This is a genomic window from Pseudomonas sp. 3A(2025) (assembly GCF_054589175.1).
This window is the reverse complement of the sequence record NZ_BAAILM010000113.1, coordinates 895,064-921,348: the sequence shown is the minus strand read 5'-3', so window position 1 is coordinate 921,348 and position 26,285 is coordinate 895,064. Positions and strand designations below refer to the sequence as shown.

At 60.2% G+C, this 26,285-nt stretch carries 30 protein-coding genes; 18 read left to right on the top strand and 12 right to left on the bottom strand.

Annotation, left to right across the window (positions count from 1 at the left end; all coding sequences use genetic code 11):
- Positions 1-8: 8 nt before the first annotated feature.
- From rapZ to ACYP2A_RS30850, 9 genes are all read right to left on the bottom strand, one after another.
- The gene (rapZ, locus tag ACYP2A_RS30890; protein WP_459749708.1) at positions 9-866 is read right to left on the bottom strand and encodes an RNase adapter RapZ; all 858 of its coding nucleotides are present in this window, start codon (positions 864-866) and stop codon (positions 9-11) included.
- 2 nt (positions 867-868) lie between these two features.
- Positions 869-1,333, bottom strand: coding sequence for a PTS IIA-like nitrogen regulatory protein PtsN (ptsN, locus tag ACYP2A_RS30885; RefSeq protein WP_459749707.1), 465 nt, complete (start codon positions 1,331-1,333; stop codon positions 869-871).
- 11 nt (positions 1,334-1,344) lie between these two features.
- Positions 1,345-1,653: a ribosome hibernation-promoting factor, HPF/YfiA family gene (gene hpf, locus ACYP2A_RS30880; RefSeq protein ID WP_459749706.1), complete on the bottom strand. Its 309-nt coding sequence runs from the start codon at positions 1,651-1,653 to the stop codon at positions 1,345-1,347.
- Positions 1,654-1,773: 120 nt separating this feature from the next.
- A complete protein-coding gene (locus ACYP2A_RS30875) occupies positions 1,774-3,276 on the bottom strand; it encodes an RNA polymerase factor sigma-54 (RefSeq protein ID WP_459749705.1) in 1,503 nt (500 codons plus the stop codon).
- A 168-nt stretch (positions 3,277-3,444) separates the two neighbouring features.
- Positions 3,445-4,170 (bottom strand): LPS export ABC transporter ATP-binding protein, encoded by a 726-nt coding sequence (lptB, locus tag ACYP2A_RS30870; RefSeq protein WP_459749704.1) that lies wholly within the window; start codon positions 4,168-4,170, stop codon positions 3,445-3,447.
- Positions 4,171-4,716: a lipopolysaccharide transport periplasmic protein LptA gene (gene lptA / locus ACYP2A_RS30865; RefSeq protein ID WP_459749703.1), complete on the bottom strand. Its 546-nt coding sequence runs from the start codon at positions 4,714-4,716 to the stop codon at positions 4,171-4,173.
- The gene (gene lptC / locus ACYP2A_RS30860) at positions 4,703-5,275 is read right to left on the bottom strand and encodes an LPS export ABC transporter periplasmic protein LptC (protein WP_459749702.1); all 573 of its coding nucleotides are present in this window, start codon (positions 5,273-5,275) and stop codon (positions 4,703-4,705) included. Before lptC ends, lptA begins: the two co-directional genes overlap by 14 nt.
- A 9-nt stretch (positions 5,276-5,284) precedes the next feature.
- Entirely contained in the window at positions 5,285-5,809 is a 525-nt protein-coding gene (gene kdsC / locus ACYP2A_RS30855) for a 3-deoxy-manno-octulosonate-8-phosphatase KdsC (RefSeq protein ID WP_459749701.1), read from the bottom strand.
- Positions 5,810-5,823: 14 nt separating this feature from the next.
- Positions 5,824-6,798 carry a KpsF/GutQ family sugar-phosphate isomerase gene (locus ACYP2A_RS30850; RefSeq protein WP_459749700.1) on the bottom strand — a complete coding sequence of 325 codons (975 nt, stop codon included), beginning with the start codon at positions 6,796-6,798 and terminating at the stop codon, positions 5,824-5,826.
- A gap of 299 nt (positions 6,799-7,097) precedes the next feature.
- On the opposite strand from ACYP2A_RS30850, the gene ACYP2A_RS30845 reads away from it, so the two are divergent.
- The 10 genes from ACYP2A_RS30845 to hisC all read left to right on the top strand — a co-directional run bounded on the left by ACYP2A_RS30845 (position 7,098) and on the right by hisC (position 15,117).
- Positions 7,098-7,907 (top strand): ATP-binding cassette domain-containing protein, encoded by an 810-nt coding sequence (locus ACYP2A_RS30845; protein ID WP_459749699.1) that lies wholly within the window; start codon positions 7,098-7,100, stop codon positions 7,905-7,907.
- Entirely contained in the window at positions 7,907-8,704 is a 798-nt protein-coding gene (gene mlaE, locus ACYP2A_RS30840; protein ID WP_459749698.1) for a lipid asymmetry maintenance ABC transporter permease subunit MlaE, read from the top strand. The genes ACYP2A_RS30845 and mlaE overlap by 1 nt, the downstream gene beginning before the upstream one ends.
- On the top strand, positions 8,704-9,171 hold the full coding sequence (gene mlaD / locus ACYP2A_RS30835) for an outer membrane lipid asymmetry maintenance protein MlaD (protein ID WP_459749697.1): 468 nt from the start codon (positions 8,704-8,706) through the stop codon (positions 9,169-9,171). Before mlaE ends, mlaD begins: the two co-directional genes overlap by 1 nt.
- An 11-nt stretch (positions 9,172-9,182) precedes the next feature.
- Positions 9,183-9,836, top strand: a complete 654-nt coding sequence (locus tag ACYP2A_RS30830; RefSeq protein ID WP_459749696.1) for an MlaC/ttg2D family ABC transporter substrate-binding protein — start codon at positions 9,183-9,185, stop codon at positions 9,834-9,836.
- Positions 9,833-10,150, top strand: coding sequence for an STAS domain-containing protein (locus ACYP2A_RS30825; protein WP_459749695.1), 318 nt, complete (start codon positions 9,833-9,835; stop codon positions 10,148-10,150). The genes ACYP2A_RS30830 and ACYP2A_RS30825 overlap by 4 nt, the downstream gene beginning before the upstream one ends.
- Before the next feature lie 114 nt (positions 10,151-10,264).
- Entirely contained in the window at positions 10,265-10,504 is a 240-nt protein-coding gene (locus tag ACYP2A_RS30820) for a BolA family protein (RefSeq protein WP_459749694.1), read from the top strand.
- Positions 10,505-10,526: 22 nt separating this feature from the next.
- On the top strand, positions 10,527-11,792 hold the full coding sequence (gene murA / locus ACYP2A_RS30815; protein WP_459749693.1) for a UDP-N-acetylglucosamine 1-carboxyvinyltransferase: 1,266 nt from the start codon (positions 10,527-10,529) through the stop codon (positions 11,790-11,792).
- A gap of 165 nt (positions 11,793-11,957) precedes the next feature.
- On the top strand, positions 11,958-12,593 hold the full coding sequence (hisG, locus tag ACYP2A_RS30810; protein ID WP_109511392.1) for an ATP phosphoribosyltransferase: 636 nt from the start codon (positions 11,958-11,960) through the stop codon (positions 12,591-12,593).
- A gap of 123 nt (positions 12,594-12,716) precedes the next feature.
- Entirely contained in the window at positions 12,717-14,063 is a 1,347-nt protein-coding gene (hisD, locus tag ACYP2A_RS30805) for a histidinol dehydrogenase (protein ID WP_459749692.1), read from the top strand.
- Between the two features lies 1 nt (position 14,064).
- Positions 14,065-15,117, top strand: a complete 1,053-nt coding sequence (gene hisC / locus ACYP2A_RS30800) for a histidinol-phosphate transaminase (protein WP_459749691.1) — start codon at positions 14,065-14,067, stop codon at positions 15,115-15,117.
- On the opposite strand, the gene algW is transcribed toward hisC, so the two are convergent.
- Entirely contained in the window at positions 15,118-16,275 is a 1,158-nt protein-coding gene (gene algW / locus ACYP2A_RS30795) for a Do family serine endopeptidase AlgW (protein ID WP_459749690.1), read from the bottom strand.
- A 154-nt stretch (positions 16,276-16,429) separates the two neighbouring features.
- On the opposite strand from algW, the gene ACYP2A_RS30790 reads away from it, so the two are divergent.
- The 3 genes from ACYP2A_RS30790 to cysN all read left to right on the top strand — a co-directional run bounded on the left by ACYP2A_RS30790 (position 16,430) and on the right by cysN (position 20,219).
- Positions 16,430-17,188 carry a Nif3-like dinuclear metal center hexameric protein gene (locus ACYP2A_RS30790; RefSeq protein ID WP_459749689.1) on the top strand — a complete coding sequence of 253 codons (759 nt, stop codon included), beginning with the start codon at positions 16,430-16,432 and terminating at the stop codon, positions 17,186-17,188.
- Between the two features lie 195 nt (positions 17,189-17,383).
- Positions 17,384-18,301 (top strand): sulfate adenylyltransferase subunit CysD, encoded by a 918-nt coding sequence (gene cysD, locus ACYP2A_RS30785; protein WP_459749688.1) that lies wholly within the window; start codon positions 17,384-17,386, stop codon positions 18,299-18,301.
- 16 nt (positions 18,302-18,317) lie between these two features.
- Positions 18,318-20,219, top strand: a complete 1,902-nt coding sequence (gene cysN, locus ACYP2A_RS30780; protein WP_459749687.1) for a sulfate adenylyltransferase subunit CysN — start codon at positions 18,318-18,320, stop codon at positions 20,217-20,219.
- 79 nt (positions 20,220-20,298) lie between these two features.
- On the opposite strand, the gene ACYP2A_RS30775 is transcribed toward cysN, so the two are convergent.
- Positions 20,299-20,733, bottom strand: a complete 435-nt coding sequence (locus tag ACYP2A_RS30775; protein ID WP_459749686.1) for a Z-ring associated ZapG family protein — start codon at positions 20,731-20,733, stop codon at positions 20,299-20,301.
- A 144-nt stretch (positions 20,734-20,877) separates the two neighbouring features.
- On the opposite strand from ACYP2A_RS30775, the gene ACYP2A_RS30770 reads away from it, so the two are divergent.
- From ACYP2A_RS30770 to zapE, 3 genes are all read left to right on the top strand, one after another.
- Positions 20,878-21,510: an alpha/beta hydrolase gene (locus ACYP2A_RS30770; RefSeq protein ID WP_459749685.1), complete on the top strand. Its 633-nt coding sequence runs from the start codon at positions 20,878-20,880 to the stop codon at positions 21,508-21,510.
- Between the two features lie 25 nt (positions 21,511-21,535).
- On the top strand, positions 21,536-22,894 hold the full coding sequence (locus tag ACYP2A_RS30765) for a tryptophan--tRNA ligase (RefSeq protein WP_459749684.1): 1,359 nt from the start codon (positions 21,536-21,538) through the stop codon (positions 22,892-22,894).
- Between the two features lie 61 nt (positions 22,895-22,955).
- Complete coding sequence (zapE, locus tag ACYP2A_RS30760; protein ID WP_459749683.1) at positions 22,956-24,053, top strand: cell division protein ZapE; 1,098 nt, start codon at positions 22,956-22,958, stop codon at positions 24,051-24,053.
- A gap of 85 nt (positions 24,054-24,138) precedes the next feature.
- Here the strand turns inward: zapE and ACYP2A_RS30755 are convergent, their stop codons facing one another.
- Positions 24,139-25,035 carry a GlxA family transcriptional regulator gene (locus ACYP2A_RS30755; protein WP_459749851.1) on the bottom strand — a complete coding sequence of 299 codons (897 nt, stop codon included), beginning with the start codon at positions 25,033-25,035 and terminating at the stop codon, positions 24,139-24,141.
- A gap of 464 nt (positions 25,036-25,499) precedes the next feature.
- Between ACYP2A_RS30755 and rplM the strand changes: the two genes are divergently transcribed.
- Positions 25,500-25,928 (top strand): 50S ribosomal protein L13, encoded by a 429-nt coding sequence (rplM, locus tag ACYP2A_RS30750; RefSeq protein ID WP_056834193.1) that lies wholly within the window; start codon positions 25,500-25,502, stop codon positions 25,926-25,928.
- A 14-nt stretch (positions 25,929-25,942) separates the two neighbouring features.
- Positions 25,943-26,285, top strand: a 343-nt coding sequence (gene rpsI, locus ACYP2A_RS30745; protein WP_459749682.1) for a 30S ribosomal protein S9, incomplete at its 3' end; no start/stop codon positions are given.

Below are 26,285 nucleotides of genomic sequence, written 5' to 3'. Positions count from 1 at the left end.
GAAATCCTTCAGCTGAGGTCGCGGTGGCGAACCTGAACGTTCTTGAGTGATTGTTGCAGGACCTTGCCCAGGCGCTCTGTCAGGTAGACGGAGCGATGATGCCCGCCGGTGCAGCCGATGGCTATGGTCACGTAGGAGCGGTTGCTGGCGGCAAAGCGTGGCAGCCATTTATTAAGATAGGTGAAGATGTCCTGAAACATTTCTTCGACATCAGGCTGGGCTGCCAGGTACTCGATGACCACAGGATCGAGGCCCGAATGGTCGCGCAGTTCAGGCTTCCAGTACGGGTTGGGCAGGCAGCGCACATCGAAAACCAGGTCGGCGTCTACGGGCATGCCGCGCTTGAAGCCGAACGATTCGACGAGAAAGGCTGTGCCCGGTTCCGGTTTGTTCAGCAGGCGTAACTTGATGGTGTCACGCAGCTGGTAAAGATTCAGGTGGGTGGTGTTGATCTTCAGGTCGGCCAGGTCGGTGATCGGCCCCAGCAACAGGCTCTCGTCGCGAATGGCCTCGGCCAGCGAGCGCTGTGAATTGCTCAGCGGGTGGCGGCGTCGGGTTTCGGAGAAGCGCTTGAGTAGCGTGGCGTCGTCGGCGTCCAGGTACAGCACATCGCACTGGATGTGCCGGGCACGGACTTCGTCGAGTATGTGCGGGAATCGGGTCAGGTGGCTGGGCATGTTGCGCGCATCGATCGACACGGCCAGCAGCGGTTCGGCCTGCTCGCTGTTGAGCAGGGCGCGTTCAGCCAGTTCCGGCAGCAGTCCGGCTGGCAGGTTGTCGACGCAATAGAAGCCGTTGTCTTCCAGAACGTCCAGCGCAGTGCTCTTGCCTGAGCCTGAGCGGCCACTGACGATGATCATGCGCATGCTCAACGGCCTTTGAGTTCTTCCAGTACGCACTGGTAAAGGTCATCACTGCTTTGCGCGCTACGCAGGCGTTCGCGTACATCGCTGCGATCGAGCATGCCGGCAATCTGGCTGAGCAGTTGCAGATGTTCGTCCGTAGCGGCTTGCGGTACCAGCAGAACGAACAGCAGGTCTACCGGTTCACCGTCGATAGCATCGAAGTCGACCGGTTTCTCAAGGCTCAGGACGGCGCTGATAGGCGACTGGCAGGCCTCGAGGCGACAGTGGGGGATAGCAATACCGTTACCAAAGCCGGTCGAGCCGAGTTTTTCACGGTTCACGAGCTTTTCGAACACGTCTTGCGTGTCCAGCTCGGGGACTTCGCGGCCGATCAGATCGGCGATCTGCTCCAGCACGCGTTTTTTGCTGCCTCCCGGCACGTTCACAAGGGAACGGCCGGGGGTCAGTATTTTTTCAAGTTGAGTCATGGATTGGTTTGTTAGCGAGCGGTCGCACCTTTGAGGATGCTTTGCTGCTTTTCCTTGTGCTTGAGCAATTGTCTGTCGAGCTTGTCGGTGAGCAGGTCGATGGCCGCGTACATGTCGTCATGTTCGGCGTTGGCGACGACCTCTCCACCATGGATATGCAGGGTGGCTTCGATTTTCTGCTTCAGTTTCTCGACCGTCATCGTGACCTGGACATTGGTAATCTTGTCGAAATGCCCTTCAAGCTTTTTGAGTTTGAGCTCCACATACTCACGAAGGGGCTTGGTCACTTCCAGGTGATGTCCACTGATATTAACTTGCATACAGCTCTCTCCTTTGCCAGTGCATAAGAGGCAGGCCGGTGACCTGCCGCTGGAACGCTGTGGCCTGACACAGGCGGGCGGCGTGAGCTCTGGTGCGCTGCCCTGCAGGTGCCTCGTCCGCTACATCAGCCGCTTGCGCTCGCTGGATGGCGCGATCCCGAGGGATTCGCGGTACTTGGCGACTGTGCGACGGGCGACTTGAATGCCTTGTGCCTCCAGTAAACCAGCGATCTTGCTGTCGCTCAATGGCTTTTTCTGATTTTCCGCCGCGACCAGTTTCTTGATGATTGCGCGGATGGCCGTGGACGAGCATTCACCGCCTTCGGAGGTGCTGACGTGGCTTGAAAAGAAGTATTTCAGTTCGTATATGCCACGCGGGGTATGCATGAACTTCTGGGTGGTGACCCGGGAAATGGTCGATTCATGCATGCCGACCGCTTCGGCGATGTCATGCAGGACCAGAGGCTTCATGGCCTCGTCGCCATATTCGAGAAAGCCGCGCTGATGCTCGACGATCTGGGTGGCCACCTTCATCAGGGTTTCGTTGCGGCTTTGCAGGCTCTTGATGAACCAGCGCGCTTCCTGTAACTGGTTACGCATGAAGGTATTGTCGGCGCTGGTGTCGGCGCGACGCACGAAACCTGCGTACTGCGGGTTGACCCGCAGGCGCGGTACCGCTTCCTGGTTCAGCTCGACCAGCCAGCGTTCGCTGTCCTTGCGCACGATGACGTCGGGCACGACGTATTCCGGCTCGCTGGACTCGATCTGTGAGCCGGGACGCGGGTTGAGGCTCTGGACCAGTTCGATGACCTGGCGCAGATCGTCTTCCTTGAGCTTCATGCGGCGCATCAATTGTGCGTAGTCGCGTCCGCCCAGCAGGTCGATATAGTCGGTTACCAGGCGCTGGGCTTCGCTCAGCCATGGCGTGCTGGCGTGCATCTGGCGCAGTTGCAGCAACAGGCATTCGCTCAGGGTGCGCGCGGCGATGCCGGCAGGCTCGAATTGCTGGATGCGGTGCAGCACGGCCTCGATCTCGTCGAGCTCGATGTCCAGTTCGGGATCGAACGCTTCCAGCAGTTCTTCCAGCGACTCTTCCAGGTAGCCCTGGCTGTTGATGCAGTCGATCAGGGTGACGGCGATGAGGCGATCGGTGTCGGACATCGGCGCCACATTGAGCTGCCATAGCAGATGACTTTGCAGGCTTTCACCCGCCGATGTGCGGGTGGTGAAATCCCACTCGTCGTCGTCGCTGCTCGGCAGGCTGCTGGCGCTGGTCTGGTAAATGTCTTCCCAGGCCGTGTCGACCGGCAGCTCGTTAGGAATGCGCTCGTTCCATTCGCCTTCCTCAAGATTATCCACGGTAGGCGCGGAGGTTTCCTGATAAGTCGGTTCCTGGGTCTCGCGTTCGCTGTTGGGCTTGTTCTCGACGTTGTCCGCCATAGGGTCGGAATTGTCGAAGTCGTCGCCTTCTTCCTGGCGTTCCAGCATAGGGTTGGATTCCAGAGCCTCCTGGATCTCCTGTTGCAGGTCCAGGGTCGACAACTGGAGTAAGCGGATAGCCTGTTGCAGCTGCGGTGTCATCGTCAGCTGCTGGCCCATTCTCAAGACTAGCGATGGTTTCATGGCAGTGGCTCAACACCTTCATTCGCCGGCGCGCGTGCGCCATCCACTACAGGGCGCCTGGGCGCCGCCTTTTATAAGCAAGTTATATGCCTGAAATTGAAGCGCTTGCCTAGAGCGCCACGACAAATAATCCGTTGTCAACGGTCATTGTTATGGCTGCAAGGCGCTCTAGAGGCGGAACTCGTGGCCGAGATAGACCTCTTTCACCAGCTCGTTGGCCAGGATGGTCTCGGCATCGCCTTCAGCGATCAGTTGCCCGTCGTTGACGATGTAGGCAGTCTCACAGATATCCAGGGTTTCACGGACGTTGTGATCGGTGATCAGCACGCCAATGCCCTTGGATTTCAGGTGATGGATGATCTGCTTGATGTCGCCGACCGAAATCGGGTCGACCCCGGCAAAGGGCTCGTCCAGCAGAATGAACTTGGGGGCCGTGGCCAGGGCGCGGGCAATTTCTACGCGACGCCGTTCGCCGCCGGACAGGCTCATGCCCAGGCTGTCGCGGATATGCGTGATGTGGAATTCCTGCAAGAGGTTTTCCAGCTCTTTGCGGCGTGCAGTGCCGTCGAGTTCCTTGCGGGTCTCGAGGATGGCCATGATGTTGTCGGCCACGGTCAGCTTGCGAAAGATCGAAGCCTCTTGAGGCAGATAGCCGATACCGGCGCGTGCGCGACCGTGCATCGGCTGGTGGCTGACATCCAGGTCGTCGATCAGTACGCGGCCCTGATCGGCCTGTACCAGGCCGACGATCATGTAGAAGCAGGTGGTCTTGCCGGCACCGTTGGGGCCCAGCAAACCGACGATCTGGCCGCTGTCGATGGACAGGCTGACATCGCGAACGACCTGACGGTTCTTGTAACTCTTGGCCAGGTGCTGGGCTTTAAGCGTCGCCATTTACTCGGCCTTCTGCGGCTGGTCGGTTTTCTTTTTCGGCTGGATGACCATGTCGATCCGTGGCCGTGGTGTGGTCACCTGGCTGCCGGTGGCGCGACCCGCGCTGACGATCTGGCGCACGGTGTCGTAGACGATCTTCTCGCCTTCGGAAGTGTTGCCGTCGTTGATGACCTTGGCCTTGTCGATCAAGACGATGCGATCCTGGGCCGCGTAGTACTGGATCGTCACCGCGTAGGCCTGAACGATCGGCTTGGTGGTCGAGGGCTTCTGCTCGTAATAGGCCAGGTTGCCGACCGAGGTGAACACATCGACCTCGCCCTGGGCATTGCGCGTGATGGTCACGGTGTTGCCGGTGATCTTCATCGAGCCCTGGGTGATGATGACATTGCCCTTGTAGGTGGCGATGCCTTTCTTGTCATCGAGCTGCGCGTCGTCTGACTGGATATGAATCGGCTGGTCACGGTCTGTCGGCAGAGCCCAGGCGCTCGCGCTTCCCAGTACTGCGCCCAGGCCGAGCAAAAAAGGAAGAGTTTTAACGAGACTCATACTGTCCTCTTACGTTGGACAGCAGGTCCATCCTGCCGTCGTTCAAATACGCTTTCATCCCTTTGGCCGTAGTGACACCGCCGCCGGCGTCGATTCTAACGGCTTGCTCGGTCTGCGCATATTGCTTCTGTGGGAATACCGTCATTCGACTGCTGGTAATGATAGTCGAACGGTTCTTTTCATCGGTGCGCGCCACGCGCACATCGTCGATCAGCTCGACCTGTTCGCCGCCGGGCGACACTTCGCCACGAACGCTCTGCACATGCCACGGAAACGCTGTGCCACGGTACATCTGCAGGTCTGGCCGGGTCAGCAGGCTGACGTCCGTGGCCTTGACGTGCTCGACCTTGTCGGCGGTCATTTCGTACTGCACCTTGCCATCGGGCAGGTACTGCACGCTGCGGGCATTGATCGCGTAATAGTCGATGGCGGTCTCGTCAGGCGTCACGGCGGGTTGCTCCATGAAGCTTTCGGGGCTGACGTTCCAGTAGCCGACTGCTGCCAGCAGGAAAGCCAGTACGCCAAGTATCAGGAAAGTCCGGATCTTTTTACTGAGCATGAGCAATGTCTACAGGTAGGCGGCGTTGGCCGCTTCAAGGTTGCCCTGGGCGTTGAGGATCAGTTCGCAGAACTCGCGAGCTGCACCTTCGCCACCCCTGGCGCTGGTCACGCCATGAGCGTGCTGGCGAACAAAAGTAGCCGCATTGGCCACGGCCATGCCCAGGCCAACACGACGAATCACCGGCAAGTCTGGCAGATCGTCACCCAGATAGGCGACTTGTTCGTAGCTCAGGTTCAATTCACCGAGCAACTGGTCAAGCACGACCAGTTTGTCTTCGCGGCCCTGGAACAGGTGAGCAATGCCCAGGTTTTTCGCGCGGCGCTCGACCAGTGGGGTCTTGCGCCCGCTGATGATTGCGGTATCGACACCCGAGGCAATCAGCATCTTGATGCCATGACCGTCCAGGGTGTTGAACGTCTTGAATTCGCTGCCGTCCTCCAGGAAGTACAGGCGGCCGTCGGTCAGTACGCCGTCGACATCGAAGATTGCCAGCTTGATCTTGCTGGCGCGTTGCAGCAGTTCGTCGCTCATGGTCCGGTTCTCCATTACATGACTCCTGCGCGCAGGAGGTCTTGCAGGTTGAAAGCGCCTGTCGGGCGGTCTTCTTCGTCGACCACGATCAGGGCACTGATCTTGTGGTCTTCCATGATTTTCAGGGCTTCGGCGGCCAGCATATCGGCGTGTGCAGTCTTGCCGTGCACGGTCATGACTTCGTCGATGGTGATCTGGCGAATGTCGAGCGGGCGGTCCAGAGTGCGGCGCAGGTCACCATCAGTGAAGACGCCTGCCAGTCTGCCGTCATCTTCAAGGATCGCGGTCATGCCCAGGCCCTTGTGGGTCATTTCCAGCAAGGCATCGCGCAGTGGCGTGCCGCGCTGCACTTTGGGCAAGGCATCGCCACTGTGCATCACATGTTCGACCTTGAGCAGCAAACGCCGGCCCAGAGCGCCGCCGGGGTGCGAAAAGGCAAAGTCTTCGGCGGTAAAGCCACGGGCATCGAGCAGGGCCACGGCCAGGGCATCGCCCATCACCAGTGCGGCGGTGGTCGAGGAGGTCGGGGCCAGGTTCAGCGGGCAGGCTTCCTGCTCGACATGCGCGTTGAGATTGACGTCGGCCGCACGGGCCAGCGTCGACTCAGGGTTGCCGGTCAGGCTGATCATGCGGATGCCCAGGCGCTTGATCAGCGGCAGCAGGGTGACGATCTCGCTGGTGGTGCCTGAGTTGGACAGGGCCAGGATCACATCGTCGCGGGTAATCATACCCATGTCGCCGTGGCTGGCTTCGGCAGGATGCACGAAAAACGCTGTCGTGCCGGTGCTGGCCAGGGTGGCGGCGATCTTGCGGCCGATATGCCCGGACTTGCCCATGCCGACCACGACCACGCGGCCCTTGCTGGCCAGAATCAGTTCGCAGGCACGCACGAAGTCAGCGTCGATGTGCCTCAGCAGACCGTTGATAGCTTCTATTTCGAGGCGGATGGTGCGCTGTGCGGAATGAATCAGGTCGCTGGTTGAGCTCATGTCTGAAATTGGTCAGCTTGGGAAAAGCCAAGGATTATAGCCGTAATATCGCCTGCGCTCACACTCTGATCGCTGCAGCGATGTGCAATTGTATGCTTGTCGGGAAACCGCCATGCGTGTCGAGGTGTCTGACCTGCATCGTAACAGCATGTGAACACAAGCACTGGACGTCGGTTCTGCGCTTGGGTGGCACGATACTGCGGTGGTATAGTTCGCGGCTTGTCCGGCCCGACCCTGCCATCCAAGCCTCAGGCGCAGCGGTCATGCGCAGGGATGAGACCGTATCGCTAGGAGTTTAAATGAGTGCCGATGACGCGTATGCGGTCGAGTTGAAGGGCGTTACCTTCAAACGCGGTGCCCGCAATATTTTCAGTGATGTCGATATCCGTATTCCACGGGGCAAGGTAACCGGGATCATGGGGCCGTCAGGGTGTGGCAAGACCACGCTGCTGCGCCTGATGGGTGCCCAGTTGCGTCCCGATGCCGGAGAAGTGTGGGTCAACGGCCAGAACCTGCCCCAGCTGTCGCGTGGCGATCTGTTCGATGCCCGCAAGCAGATGGGCGTCCTGTTCCAGAGCGGTGCGCTGTTCACTGACCTGGATGTGTTCGAGAACGTGGCTTTTCCTTTGCGCGTCCATACCCAGTTGCCCGAAGACATGATCCGCGACATCGTGCTGTTGAAGTTGCAGGCGGTGGGCTTGCGCGGTGCGGTCGAACTGATGCCCGACGAGTTGTCCGGGGGCATGAAGCGGCGCGTGGCGCTGGCCCGGGCCATTGCCCTGGACCCGCAGATTCTCATGTACGACGAACCCTTCGTCGGTCAGGACCCGATCGCCATGGGGGTTCTGGTGCGCCTGATCCGGCTGTTGAACGACGCGCTGGGTATCACCAGTATCGTGGTGTCGCACGACCTGACCGAGACTGCGAGCATTGCCGACTACATCTATGTGGTGGGCGACGGCCAGGTACTGGGGCAGGGCACACCTGAAGAATTGATGGGCTCGGATAACCCGCGCATCCGTCAGTTCATGACCGGCGAGCCGGATGGTCCGGTGCCATTTCATTATCCCGCGCCGGATTTTCGCGAAGACCTGTTGGGGAAGCGCTGATGCGCAACAAATCAGTCATGGATCGCGTCCGCCTGCTCGGGCGCTCGGCCATCGATATCGTTACGGTAATGGGGCGCTCCGGCATTTTTCTGGTCAACGCCCTGCTGGGGCGTGGCAACGTCAGCGGCGGCTTTCAGTTGCTGGTCCGGCAACTGTACTCGGTCGGTGTGCTGTCGCTGGTGATCATTGTCGTATCGGGCATGTTCATCGGCATGGTGCTGGCCTTGCAGGGCTTCAGCATCCTGACCAAATACGGCTCCGAGCAGGCAGTAGGGCAAATGGTGGCCCTGACCCTGCTGCGCGAACTGGCTCCTGTGGTCGCCGCCTTGTTGTTCGCCGGTCGGGCAGGCTCTGCACTGACTGCCGAGATCGGCAACATGAAGGCCACCGAGCAACTGTCGAGCCTGGAAATGATCGGCGTCGATCCCCTCAAATATATCGTTGCGCCACGCTTGTGGGCTGGCTTCATCTCGTTGCCGATCCTGACTGTGATCTTCAGCGTGGTTGGTATCTGGGGCGGCTCGTGGGTGGCCATCGACTGGCTGGGAGTCTATGAGGGATCTTTCTGGTCCAACATGCAGAACAGTGTTTCTTTCGTTGACGATGTGCTCAATGGCGTTCTTAAAAGCGTCGTATTTGCCTTGGTAGTGACCTGGATCGCGGTATTCCAGGGGTACGATTGCGATCCCACCTCCGAGGGGATCGGTCGGGCCACGACAAGGACTGTGGTGTACGCATCCCTGGCTGTGCTTGGCCTGGACTTTATTCTGACCGCCTTGATGTTTGGAGATTTCTGATGCAAAACCGCGCCATCGAAACCGGTGTCGGCCTGTTCCTGCTGGCCGGCATTCTGGCTCTGCTCCTGCTGGCGTTGCGTGTCAGTGGCCTGAGCGCCAGTGCGACCACCGACACCTATAAACTTTATGCCTACTTCGACAATATCGCCGGTTTGACTGTCAGAGCAAAAGTCAGCATGGCGGGTGTGACCATTGGTCGGGTGACGGCGATCGATCTGGATCGTGACACCTTTACCGGTCGGGTGACCCTGGAAGTCCAGAAGAAGGTCGATAACCTGCCGCTCGATTCCACCGCGTCGATCCTGACGGCGGGCCTGCTGGGTGAGAAATATATCGGTATCAGCGTGGGCGGCGATGAAGGCTTGCTCAAGGATGGCGGCACGATTCACGACACCCAGTCGTCGCTGGTGCTTGAGGACCTGATCGGTAAATTCCTGCTCAATACAGTGAGTAAAGAGGCCAAATGAGGAGCTTTCCCATGATTTCTATCTTGCGTCGCGGTCTGCTGGTTCTGCTGGCCATGGTGCCGCTGCTGGCCAGTGCGGCAGCAGCGCCGTCGGCTCACGACCTGGTGGAGCGCACCACGCGCGACTTGCTCAGTGACCTGTCTGCCAACAAAGAGCAGTACAAGGCCAATCCCAACCAGTTCTATGACGCATTGAATCGCATCGTCGGTCCTGTGGTGGATGCCGATGGCATTTCGCGCAGCATCATGACCGTCAAGTATTCACGCAATGCCACGCCTGCGCAGATGCAGCGCTTCCAGGAAAACTTCAAGCGCAGCCTGATGCAGTTCTATGGCAATGCCCTGCTGGAATACAACAACCAGGGCATCACCGTGGCGCCGGCCAAGGACGAAAGTGGCGACCGTACCAGTGTCGATATGCAGGTAAAAGGTACCAATGGTGCCAACTACCCTGTTTCCTACACCCTGGAAAAAGTCGCCGGTCAGTGGAAGGTGCGTAACGTCATCATCAATGGCATCAACATCGGCAAGCTGTTCCGCGATCAGTTCGCCGATGCCATGCAGCGTAACGGCAACAACCTGGACAAGACCATCGACGGCTGGGCCGGCGAAGTGGCCAAGGCCAAGGAAGTGACCGACGAAGCGACACAAAAGGCGCCGCAATGACCGAGTCGGCCGTGCGTCTGGTCGGTGCCGGTGAGCTGCGACTGGTCGGTGTGCTCGATTACCTGACCGGGCCGCAGCTGCGCAAGCAGGGCGCGGCGCTGATCCGCTCCAGTAACCTGGAGACGCTGGTCATCGATTGTTCCGGTGTCGAAAAATCCAGCAGCGTTGGCCTGGCCCTGCTGCTGGGGTTCATTCGCGATGCCCATGCGGCGGGCAAGTCGGTCAGTGTTCACTCACTGCCCGACGATATGCGCAAGATCGCCGAAGTCTCCAGCGTCGTCGAGCTTTTTGACTCATTATCCTTAAGTGCCTGATCGAATGCCCCTTGGGGTGCCCTTTGTCGCGGCCCTGTCATCAGGGTTCGCATTGCAAGGGCTTTTTTGTATCATGGCCGACCCGCGCGCACCGAGCGCCGAACGAGGTTAAGCATGCAGGCTGTCGAAGTGAAAAGCTTCCTTGAAGGAAAGCTGCCCGATATCAAAGTGGAAGTCGAAGGCGAAGGCTGCAACTTTCAGCTGAATATCATCAGTGACGAGCTGGCCGCATTGAGCCCCGTCAAGCGTCAGCAACACATCTACACACATCTGAACCCCTGGATCGCCGATGGCAGCATCCATGCGGTCACTATGAAATTCTTCAGCAGCGCGGCCTGGGCCGAGCGCGCCTGACCTTACGGGTGTCGAGATAGCAATGGACAAACTGATTATTACTGGCGGCGTCCGTCTGGACGGCGAAATCCGCATTTCCGGAGCCAAGAACTCGGCCCTGCCGATTCTTTCCGCCACGCTGCTGGCCGATGGGCCGGTCACGGTCCAGAACCTGCCGCACCTGCACGACATCACGACCATGATCGAGCTGTTCGGGCGCATGGGCATTGAGCCGGTGATCGACGAGAAACTCAGCGTCGAGATCGACCCGCGCACCATCAAGACCCTGATCGCGCCGTACGAACTGGTGAAAACCATGCGCGCCTCGATCCTGGTACTGGGCCCGATGGTTGCCCGTTTCGGCGAGGCCGAAGTGGCACTGCCTGGTGGTTGCGCGATCGGCTCGCGTCCTGTCGACCTGCACATCCGTGGCCTTGAAGCCATGGGCGCGATCATCGACGTCGACGGTGGCTACATCAAGGCCAAGGCGCCGGAAGGCGGCCTGCGCGGTGCCAACTTCTTCTTCGATACCGTCAGTGTGACCGGTACCGAGAACATCATGATGGCCGCCAGCCTGGCCAAAGGCCGTTCGGTTCTGCAGAACGCTGCGCGCGAACCTGAAGTCGTCGACCTGGCGAACTTCCTGATCGCCATGGGTGCCAAAATCCAGGGCGCCGGCACCGACACCATCACCATCGATGGCGTCGAGCGTCTGCATTCGGCGACCTACCGGGTCATGCCCGACCGTATCGAGACCGGCACCTACCTGGTCGCCGCTGCCGCCACTGGCGGTCGTGTCAAGGTCAAGGACACCGATCCGACCATCCTTGAGGCTGTATTGCTCAAGTTGCAGGAAGCCGGCGCCGAGGTTACGACCGGTGAAGACTGGATCGAGCTGAACATGCACGGCCGTCGTCCGAAAGCGGTCAACATCCGCACCGCGCCGTACCCTGCGTTCCCGACCGACATGCAGGCGCAGTTCATCTCGCTCAACGCCATTGCCGAAGGCACCGGTGCGGTGATCGAAACGATCTTCGAAAACCGCTTCATGCACGTGTACGAAATGCATCGCATGGGCGCGCAGATCCAGGTCGAAGGTAACACTGCCATCGTGACCGGTACCGACGTGCTCAAAGGTGCGCCGGTCATGGCCACCGACCTGCGGGCGTCTGCCAGCCTGGTGATTTCGGCGCTGGTCGCTGAAGGCGATACGCTGATCGACCGCATCTACCACATAGATCGCGGCTACGAATGCATCGAAGAAAAACTGCAAATGCTGGGCGCCAAGATTCGTCGCGTTCCGGGCTAACGGTTCCCGGTTAACATCAGCGGCCCCATCGGGGCCGTTGCTTTGTACGCCGGTGTGATTTCTAATGCGTCACCCGGTCGGTTGCGTTTTGCACGTGTACAGACCGGGCAGGCTCTGGGATTTAGCACCAGGGCATGAGTTTCCTGATAAGGACTTACGTTTTCCATGCTGACCATCGCACTGTCCAAGGGCCGTATCCTCGATGACACCCTGCCGCTGCTCGCCGCAGCCGGTATCGTGCCGACCGAGAATCCGGACAAGAGCCGCAAGCTCATCATTCCCACGACCCAGGACGATGTTCGCCTGTTGATCGTGCGCGCCACCGACGTGCCGACCTATGTCGAGCACGGTGCTGCCGACCTGGGTGTCGCCGGCAAGGACGTGCTGATGGAGTACGGTGGCCAGGGGCTGTACGAGCCGCTGGACCTGAACATCGCCCGCTGCAAGCTGATGACGGCCGGTGCCATCGGCGCTGTCGAGCCAAAAGGGCGCCTGCGGGTGGCCACCAAGTTCGTCAATGTCGCCAAGCGCTATTACGCCGAACAGGGTCGTCAGGTCGACATCATCAAGCTGTATGGCTCGATGGAGCTGGCACCGCTGATCGGTCTTGCCGACAAGATCATCGACGTTGTCGACACCGGCAACACCCTGCGCGCCAATGGCCTTGAACCCCAGGAAATGATCGCGCACATCAGTTCGCGTCTGGTGGTCAACAAGGCTTCCATGAAGATGCAGCATGCGCGCATCCAGGCCCTTATCGATACCCTGCGCCAGGCCGTCGAATCCCGACACCACGGCTGATCTTTCGCGCGGCATCAAGCCGCGCCCAGCTATCCGTGTCATAGCCAAATTTCTCAGGTGTCAGCGCGGATAGCTTGGTAGCTTATGGCACCTGAGCATCCGCCAATTACTGAGGCCCTCGCTATGACCACGTCCACTGCAATACGCCGACTCGATGCTGCCGACCCGGATTTCGCTCGACATCTGGATCATCTGCTGAGCTGGGAAAGCGTGTCCGACGACTCGGTCAACCAGCGGGTGCTGGACATCATCAAGGCCGTGCGTGAGCGTGGCGATGCGGCGCTGGTGGAGTTCACCCAGCGCTTCGACGCGCTTGAAGTGGCCTCGATGGCCGACCTGATCCTGCCCCGTGAACGCCTCGAACTGGCCTTGACCCGGATCACCGATGCCCAGCGCCAGGCGCTGGAAGTCGCGGCCGAGCGGGTACGCAGCTATCACGAAAAGCAGAAGCAGGACTCCTGGAGCTACACCGAAGCCGACGGCACGGTGCTGGGCCAGAAGGTCACTCCGCTGGACCGCGCCGGCCTGTATGTGCCGGGCGGCAAGGCGTCGTACCCCTCATCGGTGCTGATGAACGCGATTCCGGCCAAGGTAGCCGGCGTCACTGAAGTGGTGATGGTGGTGCCTACCCCGCGTGGCGAAATCAACGAGCTGGTGCTGGCGGCAGCCTGCATCGCCGGCGTCGACCGGGTGTTCACCATCGGTGGCGCCCAGGCTGTGGCGGCACTGGCCTACGGCACAGAAAGCGTGCCCAGGGTCGACAAGGTCGTCGGCCCCGGCAATATCTATGTGGCGACTGCCAAGCGCCATGTGTTTGGTCAGGTCGGTATCGACATGATCGCCGGTCCCTCGGAGATTCTGGTGGTCTGCGATGGTCAGACCGATCCGGACTGGATCGCCATGGACCTGTTCTCCCAGGCCGAGCACGATGAGGACGCGCAGTCGATTCTGGTCAGCCCTGACGGCGAGTTCCTCGACCGCGTTGCGGCCAGCATCGACAAGCTGCTGCCGACCATGGACCGCGCCACGATCATCGAGACCTCGATCAATGGCCGTGGCGCGCTGATCAAGGTGGCTGACATGCAACAGGCCATCGATGTCGCCAACCGCATTGCACCGGAGCACCTGGAGCTGTCGGTCGAAGACCCGCAAGCCTGGCTGCCACAGATTCGCCACGCTGGTGCGATCTTCATGGGTCGCCACACCAGCGAGGCGCTGGGCGATTATTGCGCGGGCCCCAATCACGTTCTGCCGACCTCCGGCACTGCGCGGTTTTCGTCACCGCTGGGCGTTTATGATTTCCAGAAGCGCTCTTCGATCATCTTCTGTTCGCCGCAAGGCGCATCGGAGCTGGGCAAGACCGCCTCGGTGCTGGCGCGTGGCGAGTCGCTGAGCGGCCATGCGCGCAGTGCCGAATACCGCATCACCGACACCGACTGGCAACCCGTACGCACCGAGCAAGGCGAATAACATGAGCAAATTCTGGAGTCCCTTCGTCAAAAGCCTGGTGCCGTATGTGCCGGGCGAGCAGCCCAAGCTGAGCAAGCTGGTCAAGCTCAACACCAACGAAAACCCATACGGCCCGTCGCCCAAGGCGCTGGAAGCGATGCGCGCAGAGCTTGGCGACAACCTGCGTCTGTACCCGGACCCCAACAGTGACCTGCTCAAGCAGGCTGTGGCCAGTTACTACCAGGTGCCGGCGAGCCACGTGTTTCTTGGTAACGGCTCTGACGAAGTCCTGGCGCACATCTTCTATGGTCTGTTCCAGCACGATCTGCCGTTGTTGTTTCCGGACATCAGCTACAGCTTCTACCCGGTGTACTGCGGCCTGTACGGCGTGAAACACGAAACCGTCGCGCTGGACGAGCACTTCCAGATTCGCCCGCAAGACTATGCGCGGCCTAACGGCGGGATCATCTTCCCCAACCCGAACGCGCCGACTGGCTGCCTGCTGGCGCTGGACGCGGTCGAGCAGATTCTCAAGGCCAGCCCCGACTCGGTGGTCGTGGTCGACGAGGCGTACATCGATTTCGGCGGCGAAACGGCGATCGGCCTGGTGCAGCGCTACCCGAACCTGCTGGTCACCCAGACCCTGTCCAAATCGCGTTCGCTGGCCGGGCTGCGGGTCGGGCTTGCGGTGGGCCATCCAGACCTGATCGAGGCGCTGGAACGGGTCAAGAACAGCTTCAACTCCTACCCGTTGGATCGGCTGGCCATCGTCGGCGCGGCGGCGGCTTTCGAAGACAAAGAGCACTTCGATACTACCCGCAACGCGGTGATTGCCAGTCGCGAAGCCTTGGTCGAGCAATTGCGCGGCAAGGGCTTTGAAGTGCTGCCGTCGGCAGCCAACTTCATCTTCGCCCGTCACCCGCAGCACGACGCGGCCGGTCTGGCAGCAACATTGCGTGAGCAGGGCGTGATCGTGCGCCACTTCAAGCAGGAACGGATTGCTCAGTTCCTGCGTATCAGCATCGGCACGCCTGAACAAAATCAGGCGTTGCTGGATGGGTTGAGCGCTATTTGATTATTCCGCAGGTTGCTGCGTTGCAGCCGGCGCCGGAGGCGGGCGAATGCCCACTTCGGCGCTCAGGCGAATTTCCTTGTTGTTGCGCATCACGTTGATGGCAACCTTGTCCTTGGGACGGGTGCGCGCCACCTGATTCATCGAGCGCCGCCCATCGCTGGCAGGCTCGCCATTGATCGCCAGAATCACATCGCCCAATTGCAGGCCGGCTTTCTGCGCGGGGCCGTCGCGGAAAATTCCCGACACCACGATGCCTGGCCGATCCTTCAAGCCAAACGACTCGGCCAGTTCCGCTGTCAGCGGCTGTACCTCGATCCCCAGCCAGCCACGAATGACCTGGCCATGTTCGACGATCGACTTCATGACCTCCATCGCCAGTTTGGTCGGAATGGCGAAGCCGATGCCTTGCGAACCGCCGGACTTGGAGAAGATCGCTGTGTTGATGCCGGTCAGGTTGCCGCTGGCATCGACCAGTGCGCCGCCGGAGTTGCCGGGGTTGATCGCCGCGTCGGTCTGGATGAAGTCTTCATAGGTATTCAGGCCCAGCTGGTTGCGCCCGGTGGCGCTGATGATGCCCATGGTCACCGTCTGACCGACCCCGAACGGGTTGCCGATGGCCAGCGCGACATCACCGATGCGGATACTGTCGGAGCGGGCGATGGTCATTGCAGGCACATTCTTCAGGTCGATCTTGAGCACTGCAAGGTCGGTTTCCGGGTCGCTGCCGATGACCCGGCCAATGGTTTCCCGACCATCCTTGAGCGCCACGATAATCTGATCGGCGCCACTGGTGACGTGGTTGTTGGTCAGGATGTAGCCTTCCGGGCTCATCACGACCCCAGACCCCAGGCTGGACTCCATGCGTTTCTGCTTGGGCTGGTTGTCGCCGAAAAAGCGCCGGAACTGCGGGTCTTCGAACAGCGGATTGGTCTTGGAAACCTTGGTGGTATACAGGTTGACCACTGCGGGCGCCGCCGCACTGACGGCGTCGGCATAGGAAGCGGGACCTTGCACGAACTGAGTGGTTTGCGGAGCCTGTTGCAGATTGACATCCAGGCTGGGCAAGCCGACCCATTGGGGATAGCGCTGGATGATCAGCAGGGCGATCAATACGCCTGCCAGCAATGGCCAGCCATAAAAGCGCAGTGCCTTTAGCATGTGAGTGAAGTCCTGAGGGTGCTGGCGCAGAAATTTTCAAGCGGGGTGCGCCATAATGGCGGGCATTATACGAGCACCGCGTGCGCTGTCTCGCACTTCATATGCAATAAATGATGTCGTCTTGCCGCCGAACCGCCTATCGAGGAATCTTTACATGGCCGTAGCCCTCAGCACCCTGGTCGAAGAAGCCGATCGCTATCTCAACAGCGCTCGCATTCAGGATTACTGCCCCAATGGCCTGCAGGTCGAAGGGCGTCCCCAGGTCATGCGCATTGTCAGCGGCGTGACCGCCAGCCAGGCTTTGCTGGATGCCGCCGTCGAGGCCCAGGCCGACCTGGTTCTGGTTCACCATGGTTATTTCTGGAAGGGCGAGAACCCTTGTGTGGTGGGCATGAAACAGCGCCGCCTGAAAACCCTGCTCAAGCACGATATCAGCCTGCTGGCTTACCACTTGCCGCTGGATGTACACCCTGAAGTCGGTAACAACGTGCAACTGGCGCGGCAACTGGATATCACCGTCGAAGGCCCGCTGGATCCCGAGAACGCGCGTGTGGTGGGGCTGGTCGGCTCATTGGCTGAACCGCTGAGCGCGCGTGATTTTGCCCGTCGTGTGCAAGAGGCCCTGGGTCGCGAGCCATTGCTGATCGAAGGCAGTTCGATGATCCGCCGGGTCGGCTGGTGCACCGGTGGCGGCCAGGGCTATATCGATCAGGCCATTGCCGAAGGCGTCGACCTGTTTCTGAGTGGCGAGGCTTCCGAGCAAACCTTTCACAGTGCCCGCGAAAACGACATCAGCTTCATTGCCGCCGGCCATCACGCCACCGAGCGCTATGGCGTGCAGGCGCTGGGCGATTACCTGGCCCGACGTTTTGCCGTCGAGCACACCTTTATCGACTGCCCCAACCCGATCTAGGCTCTGTGCGAAGTCGCTTCGGGGTAGGCGTCCAAACGAGAAGCTATATCGTTAGATCGTTTCGATCTATATGCCTCGCTGAAGACAGCCTGCCGTGCATGATAAAGTGCGCGGCTCGAATACGGCCCGCAGGCCGCCGCGGGACTTGGGTTTTACCTGATTCCGATCCACAACGAATGCAATCCGTGAGTAGCCATGGTTGACAAACTGACGCATCTGAAACAGCTGGAGGCGGAAAGCATCCACATCATCCGCGAGGTCGCCGCCGAGTTCGATAACCCGGTGATGCTGTACTCGATCGGCAAAGACTCGGCCGTGATGCTGCATCTGGCACGCAAGGCCTTCTTTCCGGGCAAGCTGCCGTTTCCGGTGATGCATGTCGATACCCGGTGGAAATTCCAGGAGATGTACAGCTTCCGCGACAAGATGGTCGAGGAAATGGGCCTGGAACTGATCACCCACGTCAACCCCGAGGGTGTGGCGCAGGGCATCAACCCCTTCACCCACGGCAGTGCCAAGCACACTGACATCATGAAAACCCAGGGCCTCAAGCAGGCGCTGGACAAGCATGGCTTCGATGCCGCCTTCGGTGGCGCCCGCCGCGACGAAGAAAAGTCCCGGGCCAAAGAGCGCGTCTACTCGTTCCGCGACAGCAAACACCGCTGGGACCCGAAGAACCAGCGTCCCGAGCTGTGGAACGTCTACAACGGCAAGGTCAACAAAGGCGAGTCGATCCGCGTGTTCCCGTTGTCGAACTGGACCGAGCTGGACATCTGGCAATACATCTACCTCGAAGGCATCCCGATCGTGCCGCTGTACTTCGCCGCCGAGCGCGAAGTCATCGAGAAGAACGGCACCCTGATCATGATCGACGACGAGCGCATCCTCGAACACCTCTCCGAGGAAGAGAAAGCCCGCATCGTCAAGAAGAAGGTGCGTTTCCGTACCCTAGGCTGCTACCCGTTGACGGGTGCTGTCGAGTCGGAGGCTGAAAGCCTGACGGACATCATCCAGGAAATGCTCCTGACCCGAACGTCCGAGCGCCAGGGCCGCGTCATCGACCACGATGGTGCAGGCTCCATGGAAGATAAAAAACGCCAAGGCTACTTCTAAATTTCAGGGTTATCCCATGTCGCACCAATCTGATCTGATCAGCGAGGATATCCTCGCTTACCTGTCCCAGCACGAGCGCAAGGAGCTGTTGCGTTTCCTGACCTGTGGCAACGTCGACGACGGCAAGAGCACCCTGATCGGGCGTCTGCTGCACGACTCGAAGATGATCTACGAGGATCACCTCGAGGCCATCACCCGCGACTCGAAAAAAGTCGGCACCACCGGCGAAGACATCGATCTGGCGCTGCTGGTAGACGGCCTGCAGGCCGAGCGCGAGCAGGGCATTACCATCGATGTGGCGTACCGCTATTTCTCGACGGCCAAGCGCAAGTTCATCATTGCCGACACCCCGGGCCACGAGCAGTACACCCGCAACATGGCCACCGGCGCATCGACGTGCGACCTGGCGATCATCCTTGTCGACGCCCGCTACGGTGTGCAGACCCAGACCCGTCGGCACAGCTACATCGCCTCGTTGCTGGGCATCAAGCACATCGTTGTGGCCATCAACAAGATGGACCTCAAGGGCTTCGATGAGCAGGTGTTCGAGTCGATCAAGGCCGATTACCTCAAGTTCGCCGATGCCATCGACCTGAACCCGAGCAGCCTGCACTTCGTGCCGATGTCGGCGCTCAAGGGCGATAACGTGGTCAACCGCAGCGAGCGTTCGCCGTGGTACACAGGTCCCGCGTTGATGGAAATCCTCGAAACCGTCGAAGTGGCTGCCGACCGTAACTTCACCGACCTGCGTTTCCCGGTGCAGTACGTCAATCGCCCGAACCTTAACTTTCGTGGTTTTGCCGGCACCCTGGCCAGCGGCATCGTGCACAAGGGCGACGAAGTCGTGGTCCTGCCGTCGGGCAAGAGCAGCCGCGTCAAGTCCATCGTCACCTATGAAGGCGAGCTGGAGCAGGCCGGCCCCGGCCAGGCCGTGACCCTGACCATGGAAGACGAGATCGACATCTCGCGTGGCGACCTGCTGGTGCATGCCGACAACGTGCCGACGGTCTCCGACCAGTTCGACGCGATGCTGGTGTGGATGGCTGAAGAGCCGATGCTGCCGGGCAAGAAGTACGACATCAAGCGCGCCACCAGCTATGTGCCGGGCTCGATTGCCAGCATCACCCACAAGGTCGATGTGAACACCCTGGAGCACGGCGCTGCCAGTGCCTTGCAGCTCAACGAGATCGGCCGGGTCAAGGTCAGCCTCGATGCCGCCATTGCGCTGGACGGCTATGACAGCAACCGCACCACCGGTGCATTCATCGTCATTGATCGCCTGACCAACGGCACCGTCGGTGCCGGCATGATCATCGCGCCGCCGGTACTGCCGCACGGCAGCCACGGCCAGCACGGCAAACTGGCACACGTGTCGACCGAAGAGCGCGCCCTGCGTCTGGGTCAGCAACCGGCTACCGTGTTGTTCAGCGGCCTGTCCGGTGCTGGCAAGAGCACGCTGGCCTACGCCGTAGAGCGCAAGCTGTTCGACATGGGCCGTTCGGTCTACGTGCTCGATGGCCAGAACCTGCGTCATGACCTGAACAAGGGCCTGCCGCAGGATCGCGCCGGGCGTACCGAGAACTGGCGCCGCGCCGCGCATGTCGCGCGTCAGTTCAACGAAGCCGGCCTGCTGACCCTGGCCGCCTTCGTCGCGCCTGATTCCGAAGGTCGCGAGCAGGCCAAGGCCCTGATCGGCAAGGAACGTCTGATCACCGTGTACGTGCAGGCTTCTCCGCTGGTCTGCCGCGAGCGTGACCCGCAAGGCCTGTATGCCGCCGGTGGCGACAACATTCCGGGTGAGTCCTTCGCGTATGACGTGCCGCTCAATGCTGATCTGGTGCTCGACACCCAGCGCCTGAGCGTGGAAGAGGGCGTCAAACAGGTCCTGGACCTGCTGCGTAGCCGCGGCGCGATCTAAGCTATTCGCAAAATCGCGTGACACAAAAAAGCCCCCGGCCTTGCGGCACGGGGGCTTTTTCGTAGGGCCGATCAGGCGATCATTTTTTCAGGCCGTATTGCTCGTCCAGCATGCCTGGGGCATTCGGCGTCTTGGGCGCGTAGTCTTTCGGCGCCTCGGTGTAGCGTGGCGGGGTCAGGCGATCGCGTGGTGCCTGGTGAGCCTCCGGGTGCAGCGAGGCCAGCAGACGTTGGCGGGTCAACTCGTCAAGGGCAAGGCGATTGGCGCTCTCGGCAAGATGTTCCTGAACTTCCTGATACTGATGATTGAGCTTCTGAATCAGGGTAGCGGTGCTGTTGAAGTGGGTGACCACCTCATTCTGATAAGTGTCGAAACGTTCCTGCACATCATCCAGCTGGCGCTGGGTGCTGCTGGGAACAGTGTTGGGCAGCAGACGCGCGACCAGGAAACCAATGACGACACCGGCCACCAGGGCAAGAGTCGGCAACAACCAAACTAAGAGCGAGTGTTCCACGAGTCCTTCCTCTATAAACGGCTTTGCTTTACGTTAACGGCTCGAACCTGCGCTGTATAGCCGCGACGCGTCGCCGATATGCCAGCCACAGACATTCAGCTAGACGAGTCGACCCATTTCGGGGTCACGGAGTTCTATTTACCCATGCGCGAAACCCCAGTCTTCATCGACGGCCCGCAAGGTCCGCTCGAAGCCCTTTATCAAGACCTGCCCGATGCAAGGGGCGTGGCGCTGATTTGCCATCCTAACCCGATTCAGGGTGGAACGATGCTCAACAAAGTGGTTTCTACGCTGCAACGCGCTGCCCGCGATGCCGGTTTGATCACCTTGCGCTTCAATTATCGTGGCGTCGGAGCCAGCGCCGGCACCTCGGTGGCAGGCCCTGAAGAGATCGAAGACGCCCAGGCCGTCGCCGTGTGGCTGCGCGAGCAACAGCCTGATCTGCCGCTGACGGTGTTTGGCTTCTCATTCGGTGGTTACGTGGCCGGCAGCCTCAGTGGCTGGCTGGAAGCGCGTGGCGAGGCGCTTGAGCGTGTGTTTCTGATTGCACCGGCTGCCGGGCGCTTCAAGGCGCACACTGACCTTGCGCAACAGGCGCCGCTGACCGTCATTCAGCCCGATGCCGACGAGGTCATCGAGCCTGCGCAGGTCTATGAATGGTTCGGCGCGCTGCAACGTCCCCATGAGCTGTTGAAAGTGGCAGAATGCGGACACTTCTTTCACGGCAAGCTGACCGATCTGAAGGATCTGGTCATGCCCCGGCTTGCAAACCGATAACCGCCCACTGCTCAAGCGATCTGCCATGACCACTCGTATCCTGACCGGCATTACCACGACCGGTACTCCCCATTTGGGTAACTACGCCGGTGCCATCCGCCCGGCGGTTGTCGCCAGCCGCCAGCCCGGCGTCGACTCGTTCTACTTTCTGGCCGACTACCACGCCCTGATCAAATGCGATGACCCGCTGCGCATCCAGCGCTCGCGTCAGGAAATCGCAGCCACCTGGCTGGCAGCAGGCCTGGACGTGGAGCGCGTGACGTTTTATCGGCAGTCCGATATTCCGGAAATTCCGGAGCTGTGCTGGTTGCTGACCTGCGTTGCGGCCAAGGGGCTGCTCAATCGCGCCCATGCTTACAAGGCGTCGGTCGACCGCAACGTCGAGACCGGTGAAGACCCGGATGCCGGCATCAGCATGGGCCTGTACAGCTACCCGGTGCTGATGGCGGCCGACATCCTGATGTTCAACGCCAACAAGGTGCCGGTCGGCCGCGACCAGATCCAGCACGTCGAAATGGCCCGTGACATCGGCCAGCGCTTCAATCACCTGTTCGGCAATGGCAAGGAATTCTTCGCCATGCCCGAAGCGTTGATCGAAGAGGGCGTTGCCACGCTGCCGGGCCTGGATGGCCGCAAAATGTCGAAAAGCTACGACAACACCATCCCTCTGTTCAGCAGCAGCAAGGAGCTCAAGGACGCTGTCTCGCGTATCGTTACCGATTCGCGTGCACCGGGCGAAGCAAAGGATCCTGACAACTCGCATCTGTTTACGCTTTATCAGGCGTTTTCCACGCCCGAGCAAAGTGCTGCACTGCGCGCCGAACTGCTCGATGGTCTGGGTTGGGGCGAGGCCAAGGCGCGTCTGGTCAACCTGCTCGACACTGAGCTGGGTGAGGCCCGCGAAACCTATCAACGGTTGATTGCGCGCCCTGCCGATCTGGAAGATATCCTGCTCATCGGTGCGCAAAAGGCTCGCAGCCTCGCCACGCCGTTCCTTGAAACCCTGCGTGAAGCGGTGGGCCTGCGCTCGTTCCGCAGCGCGGTGCAGGGCGCCGGGAACAGCGATGCAGGCAAGAAAAAGGCCGCCAAGACCGCCCGCTTCGTCAGCTTCCGTGACGAAGACGGCAGCTTCCGCTTCCGTCTGCTGGCCGCCGATGGCGAGCAGTTGCTGCTGTCGCGCGCCTTTGCCGATGGCAAGGCTGCCGGTGCAGCAAGCAAGCAATTGCAGCAGGGTGGCGAGCTGGACCTGCGTGCCGACGATGACCGCTTCAGCCTGTGGCTCGACGGTGAGAGCGTGGCCGACAGTCCGGTTTTCAGCGACGCTGCCGCGCGTGACAGCGCCATCGAGACCCTCAAGCTGGCACTCGCTCCTGTACAGGACTGATTGCCATTCCCCAAGGCCGTCGCTACAGTGACGGCCCGTTTTTCAGCCCCCGCCGATGACTATGACCACGCCCCTAGAACGATATCAAGCCGACCTCAAACGCCCGGACTTCTTTCATGATGCCGCTCAGGAAAACGCCGTGCGTCATTTGCAGCGTTTGTACGAAGACCTGATCGCGGCTCAGGACAGCAAGCCGGGCCTGTTCGGCAAACTGTTTGGCAAGAAAGAACCGCAGGTCGTCAAGGGCCTGTATTTCTGGGGTGGAGTAGGGCGTGGCAAGACCTATCTGGTCGACACATTCTTCGATGCGCTGCCGTTCAAGCAGAAAATGCGTACGCACTTTCACCGCTTCATGAAGCGTGTGCACGAAGAAATGAAGACCCTCAAGGGTGAGAAAAACCCGCTGACGGTCATCGCCAGGCGTTTTTCCGAAGAAGCACGGGTTATCTGCTTCGATGAATTTTTCGTCTCCGACATCACCGACGCCATGATTCTCGGCACGCTGATGGAAGAGCTGTTCAAGAATGGCGTTTCGCTGGTCGCCACCTCGAACATCGTTCCCGACGGTCTGTACAAGGACGGTTTGCAACGTGCGCGATTCCTGCCGGCCATTGCCCTGATCAAGCTGCACACCGAAGTGGTCAACGTCGACAGCGGCGTCGATTACCGCCTGCGTCACCTGGAGCAGGCCGAGCTGTTCCACTTTCCGCTCAACGATGCGGCGCACGAGAGCCTGCGTGCCAGCTTCAAGGCGCTGACTCCCGATTGCGCAGAAACCGTCGAAAACGACGTATTGATGATCGAGAACCGCGAAATTCGTGCGCTGCGCACCTGCGACGACGTGGCCTGGTTCAATTTCCGCGACCTGTGCGACGGGCCGCGCAGCCAGAACGACTACATCGAACTGGGCAAGATCTTCCATGCCGTGTTGCTCAGCAATGTCGAGCAGATGAGCGTGACCACCGACGACATCGCCCGCCGGTTCATCAACATGGTCGACGAATTCTACGACCGCAACGTCAAGCTGATCATCTCGGCCGAGGTCGAGCTCAAGGACCTGTATTCCGGTGGCCGCCTGAACTTTGAGTTCCAGCGCACGCTCAGCCGCTTGCTGGAAATGCAATCCCACGAATTCCTGTCGCGCGCCCACAAGCCTTAGCTTGTAGGACCGACCGGGCGGCGAACCGCTTTAGTCGGGAACGGTGGCGCGCCATTCCCGGCTAAAGCCGGTCCTACGGCTGTCTTCAAGCTGCCTGCTGGAATTGCTGGCGGTATTGATTCGGTGACAGTTCGGTATGTTGGCGGAACAGGCGGGCGAAGAAGCTGGCGTCGTCGTAGCCGACTTCGTAGCTGATGGTCTTGATGCTTTTGCGTGTAGCCGACAGCAGGCCCTTGGCGGTTTCGATGCGCAGGCGTTGCAGGTAGTGCAGCGGCTTGTCGCCGGTGGCACTCTGGAAGCGGCGCATGAAGTTACGGATGCTCATGCCGTGTTCGCGGGCAACGTCCTCGAAGCGGAATTTGTCGGCAAAGTGCTCTTCGAGCCAGTGCTGGATCTGCAGGATGGTCATGTCCTGATGCAGCTTTTGCCCGCCAAATCCTATCCGGCCGGGTGAATAGTTGCGCCGCACTTCATACAGAATGTCGCGCGCCACCGCCTGCGCCACATTGGCCCCGCAGAAGCGTTCGATCAGGTAGATGTACAAGTCGCACGCCGAGGTGCTGCCGCCTGCGCAGTACAGGTTGTCGGCGTCGGTGATGTGCTTGTCCTGATTGAGCTGGACCCTGGGAAAGCGCTCGGCGAATTCATTGAAGAAGCGCCAGTAGGTGGTTGCCTCTTTGCCATCGAGCAGGCCGGTGGCCGCCATCCAGAACACCCCGCTGGCTTCGGCGCAGAGCACCGCGCCCCTGGCATGCTGTTCGCGCAGCCACGGCAGAATCTGCGGGTAGCGTTGACTGAGGGCGTCGAAATCGTCCCAGAAGGCTGGCAGCACGATGATATCGCTGTTCTCCAGGGCGCCGTCTACCGGCATCATGACATCGCTGAAGCTGTTGACGGGCTGGCCGTCGGGGCTCACCAGACGAATTTCGAACGCCGGCTTGATGCCGTGGCCCAGTTGCTTGCTGTAGCGCAGGCTGGCCAGATGAAAGAAATCCTTGGCTTGCATAAGGGTCGAGGCGAACACCCGGTCGACAGCCAGGATGCTCACGCGCCGCAGGACGGCGGTTGGTTGAATCGGCATGATCTTTTGTTCTTATAGTAGGTAAAGTGGTCAAACAGCGGCTGAATCGTCTTATGTTTTGCCGCCCCTGTCCAGTCTCGATCCCGGATGACGGCCAGCGCTGCCAATGCTCTGCAGCAGGGCTGTGCAGTGCCGTAAATTGAGGTTGAGCTTATCGGTGCAGTCTGTATAATTGCGCACCTCTCAATGGCCGGCGTGATGCCCCGTCCATCGAAGATCCTGCCGTATACGGACGCGCTGACCCGAGCCCCCGATAGCGTCTGTTTCCGGCCGACTTTGACCTGCCCTGTTGGCTTGTCAAGGAATGCACTGTTCAGTAAGCTCCGCCGTCTCATATTTTCAGGCGGCCCCTGAGGCTATAAAGAATGAAAACTTTTACTGCTAAACCGGAAACAGTTCAGCGCGACTGGTTCGTCGTCGACGCCGCTGGCCAGACCCTGGGTCGTCTGGCTACCGAAATCGCGAGCCGTCTTCGTGGCAAGCACAAGCCTGAGTACACCCCTCACGTTGACACCGGCGACTACATCGTCGTGATCAACGCCGAGCAAGTGCGTGTTACTGGTGCCAAAGCTTCCGACAAGATCTACTATTCTCACTCCGGCTTCCCGGGCGGGATCAAATCGATCACTTTCGAAAAGCTGATCGACAAGGCTCCTGAGCGCGTGCTCGAGACCGCGGTCAAAGGCATGCTGCCGAAGAACCCGCTGGGTCGCGACATGTATCGTAAGCTGAAAGTCTATGCGGGCGCTGTGCACCCTCATACTGCTCAACAGCCCCAAGAACTGAAGTTTTAACGGAATAGTTGATTATGTCGGCGACTCAAAATTACGGCACTGGCCGTCGCAAGACCGCAACCGCTCGCGTTTTCCTGCGTCCGGGTACTGGTAACATCTCGATCAACAACCGTTCGCTGGACGTGTTCTTCGGTCGTGAAACTGCCCGCATGGTAGTTCGTCAGCCGCTGGAGCTGACCGCCACCGTCGAGAAGTTCGACATCTACGTCACCGTTATCGGTGGCGGCGTAAGTGGCCAGGCTGGCGCAATCCGCCACGGTATCACTCGCGCTCTGATGCAGTACGACGAAACCCTGCGCCCTGCACTGCGCAAAGCTGGCTTCGTAACTCGCGACGCCCGTGAAGTTGAACGTAAGA

Bases quoted from the DNA above. Each gene is read 5' to 3' on its own strand.
- rapZ (WP_459749708.1), bottom strand. From the start codon at position 866: ATGCGCATGATCATCGTCAGTGGCCGCTCAGGCTCAGGCAAGAGCACT.
- ptsN (WP_459749707.1), bottom strand. From the start codon at position 1,333: ATGACTCAACTTGAAAAAATACTGACCCCCGGCCGTTCCCTTGTGAAC.
- hpf (WP_459749706.1), bottom strand. From the start codon at position 1,653: ATGCAAGTTAATATCAGTGGACATCACCTGGAAGTGACCAAGCCCCTT.
- ACYP2A_RS30875 (WP_459749705.1), bottom strand. From the start codon at position 3,276: ATGAAACCATCGCTAGTCTTGAGAATGGGCCAGCAGCTGACGATGACA.
- lptB (WP_459749704.1), bottom strand. From the start codon at position 4,170: ATGGCGACGCTTAAAGCCCAGCACCTGGCCAAGAGTTACAAGAACCGT.
- lptA (WP_459749703.1), bottom strand. From the start codon at position 4,716: ATGAGTCTCGTTAAAACTCTTCCTTTTTTGCTCGGCCTGGGCGCAGTA.
- lptC (WP_459749702.1), bottom strand. From the start codon at position 5,275: ATGCTCAGTAAAAAGATCCGGACTTTCCTGATACTTGGCGTACTGGCT.
- kdsC (WP_459749701.1), bottom strand. From the start codon at position 5,809: ATGAGCGACGAACTGCTGCAACGCGCCAGCAAGATCAAGCTGGCAATC.
- ACYP2A_RS30850 (WP_459749700.1), bottom strand. From the start codon at position 6,798: ATGAGCTCAACCAGCGACCTGATTCATTCCGCACAGCGCACCATCCGC.
- ACYP2A_RS30845 (WP_459749699.1), top strand. From the start codon at position 7,098: ATGAGTGCCGATGACGCGTATGCGGTCGAGTTGAAGGGCGTTACCTTC.
- mlaE (WP_459749698.1), top strand. From the start codon at position 7,907: ATGCGCAACAAATCAGTCATGGATCGCGTCCGCCTGCTCGGGCGCTCG.
- mlaD (WP_459749697.1), top strand. From the start codon at position 8,704: ATGCAAAACCGCGCCATCGAAACCGGTGTCGGCCTGTTCCTGCTGGCC.
- ACYP2A_RS30830 (WP_459749696.1), top strand. From the start codon at position 9,183: ATGATTTCTATCTTGCGTCGCGGTCTGCTGGTTCTGCTGGCCATGGTG.
- ACYP2A_RS30825 (WP_459749695.1), top strand. From the start codon at position 9,833: ATGACCGAGTCGGCCGTGCGTCTGGTCGGTGCCGGTGAGCTGCGACTG.
- ACYP2A_RS30820 (WP_459749694.1), top strand. From the start codon at position 10,265: ATGCAGGCTGTCGAAGTGAAAAGCTTCCTTGAAGGAAAGCTGCCCGAT.
- murA (WP_459749693.1), top strand. From the start codon at position 10,527: ATGGACAAACTGATTATTACTGGCGGCGTCCGTCTGGACGGCGAAATC.
- hisG (WP_109511392.1), top strand. From the start codon at position 11,958: ATGCTGACCATCGCACTGTCCAAGGGCCGTATCCTCGATGACACCCTG.
- hisD (WP_459749692.1), top strand. From the start codon at position 12,717: ATGACCACGTCCACTGCAATACGCCGACTCGATGCTGCCGACCCGGAT.
- hisC (WP_459749691.1), top strand. From the start codon at position 14,065: ATGAGCAAATTCTGGAGTCCCTTCGTCAAAAGCCTGGTGCCGTATGTG.
- algW (WP_459749690.1), bottom strand. From the start codon at position 16,275: ATGCTAAAGGCACTGCGCTTTTATGGCTGGCCATTGCTGGCAGGCGTA.
- ACYP2A_RS30790 (WP_459749689.1), top strand. From the start codon at position 16,430: ATGGCCGTAGCCCTCAGCACCCTGGTCGAAGAAGCCGATCGCTATCTC.
- cysD (WP_459749688.1), top strand. From the start codon at position 17,384: ATGGTTGACAAACTGACGCATCTGAAACAGCTGGAGGCGGAAAGCATC.
- cysN (WP_459749687.1), top strand. From the start codon at position 18,318: ATGTCGCACCAATCTGATCTGATCAGCGAGGATATCCTCGCTTACCTG.
- ACYP2A_RS30770 (WP_459749685.1), top strand. From the start codon at position 20,878: ATGCGCGAAACCCCAGTCTTCATCGACGGCCCGCAAGGTCCGCTCGAA.
- ACYP2A_RS30765 (WP_459749684.1), top strand. From the start codon at position 21,536: ATGACCACTCGTATCCTGACCGGCATTACCACGACCGGTACTCCCCAT.
- zapE (WP_459749683.1), top strand. From the start codon at position 22,956: ATGACCACGCCCCTAGAACGATATCAAGCCGACCTCAAACGCCCGGAC.
- rplM (WP_056834193.1), top strand. From the start codon at position 25,500: ATGAAAACTTTTACTGCTAAACCGGAAACAGTTCAGCGCGACTGGTTC.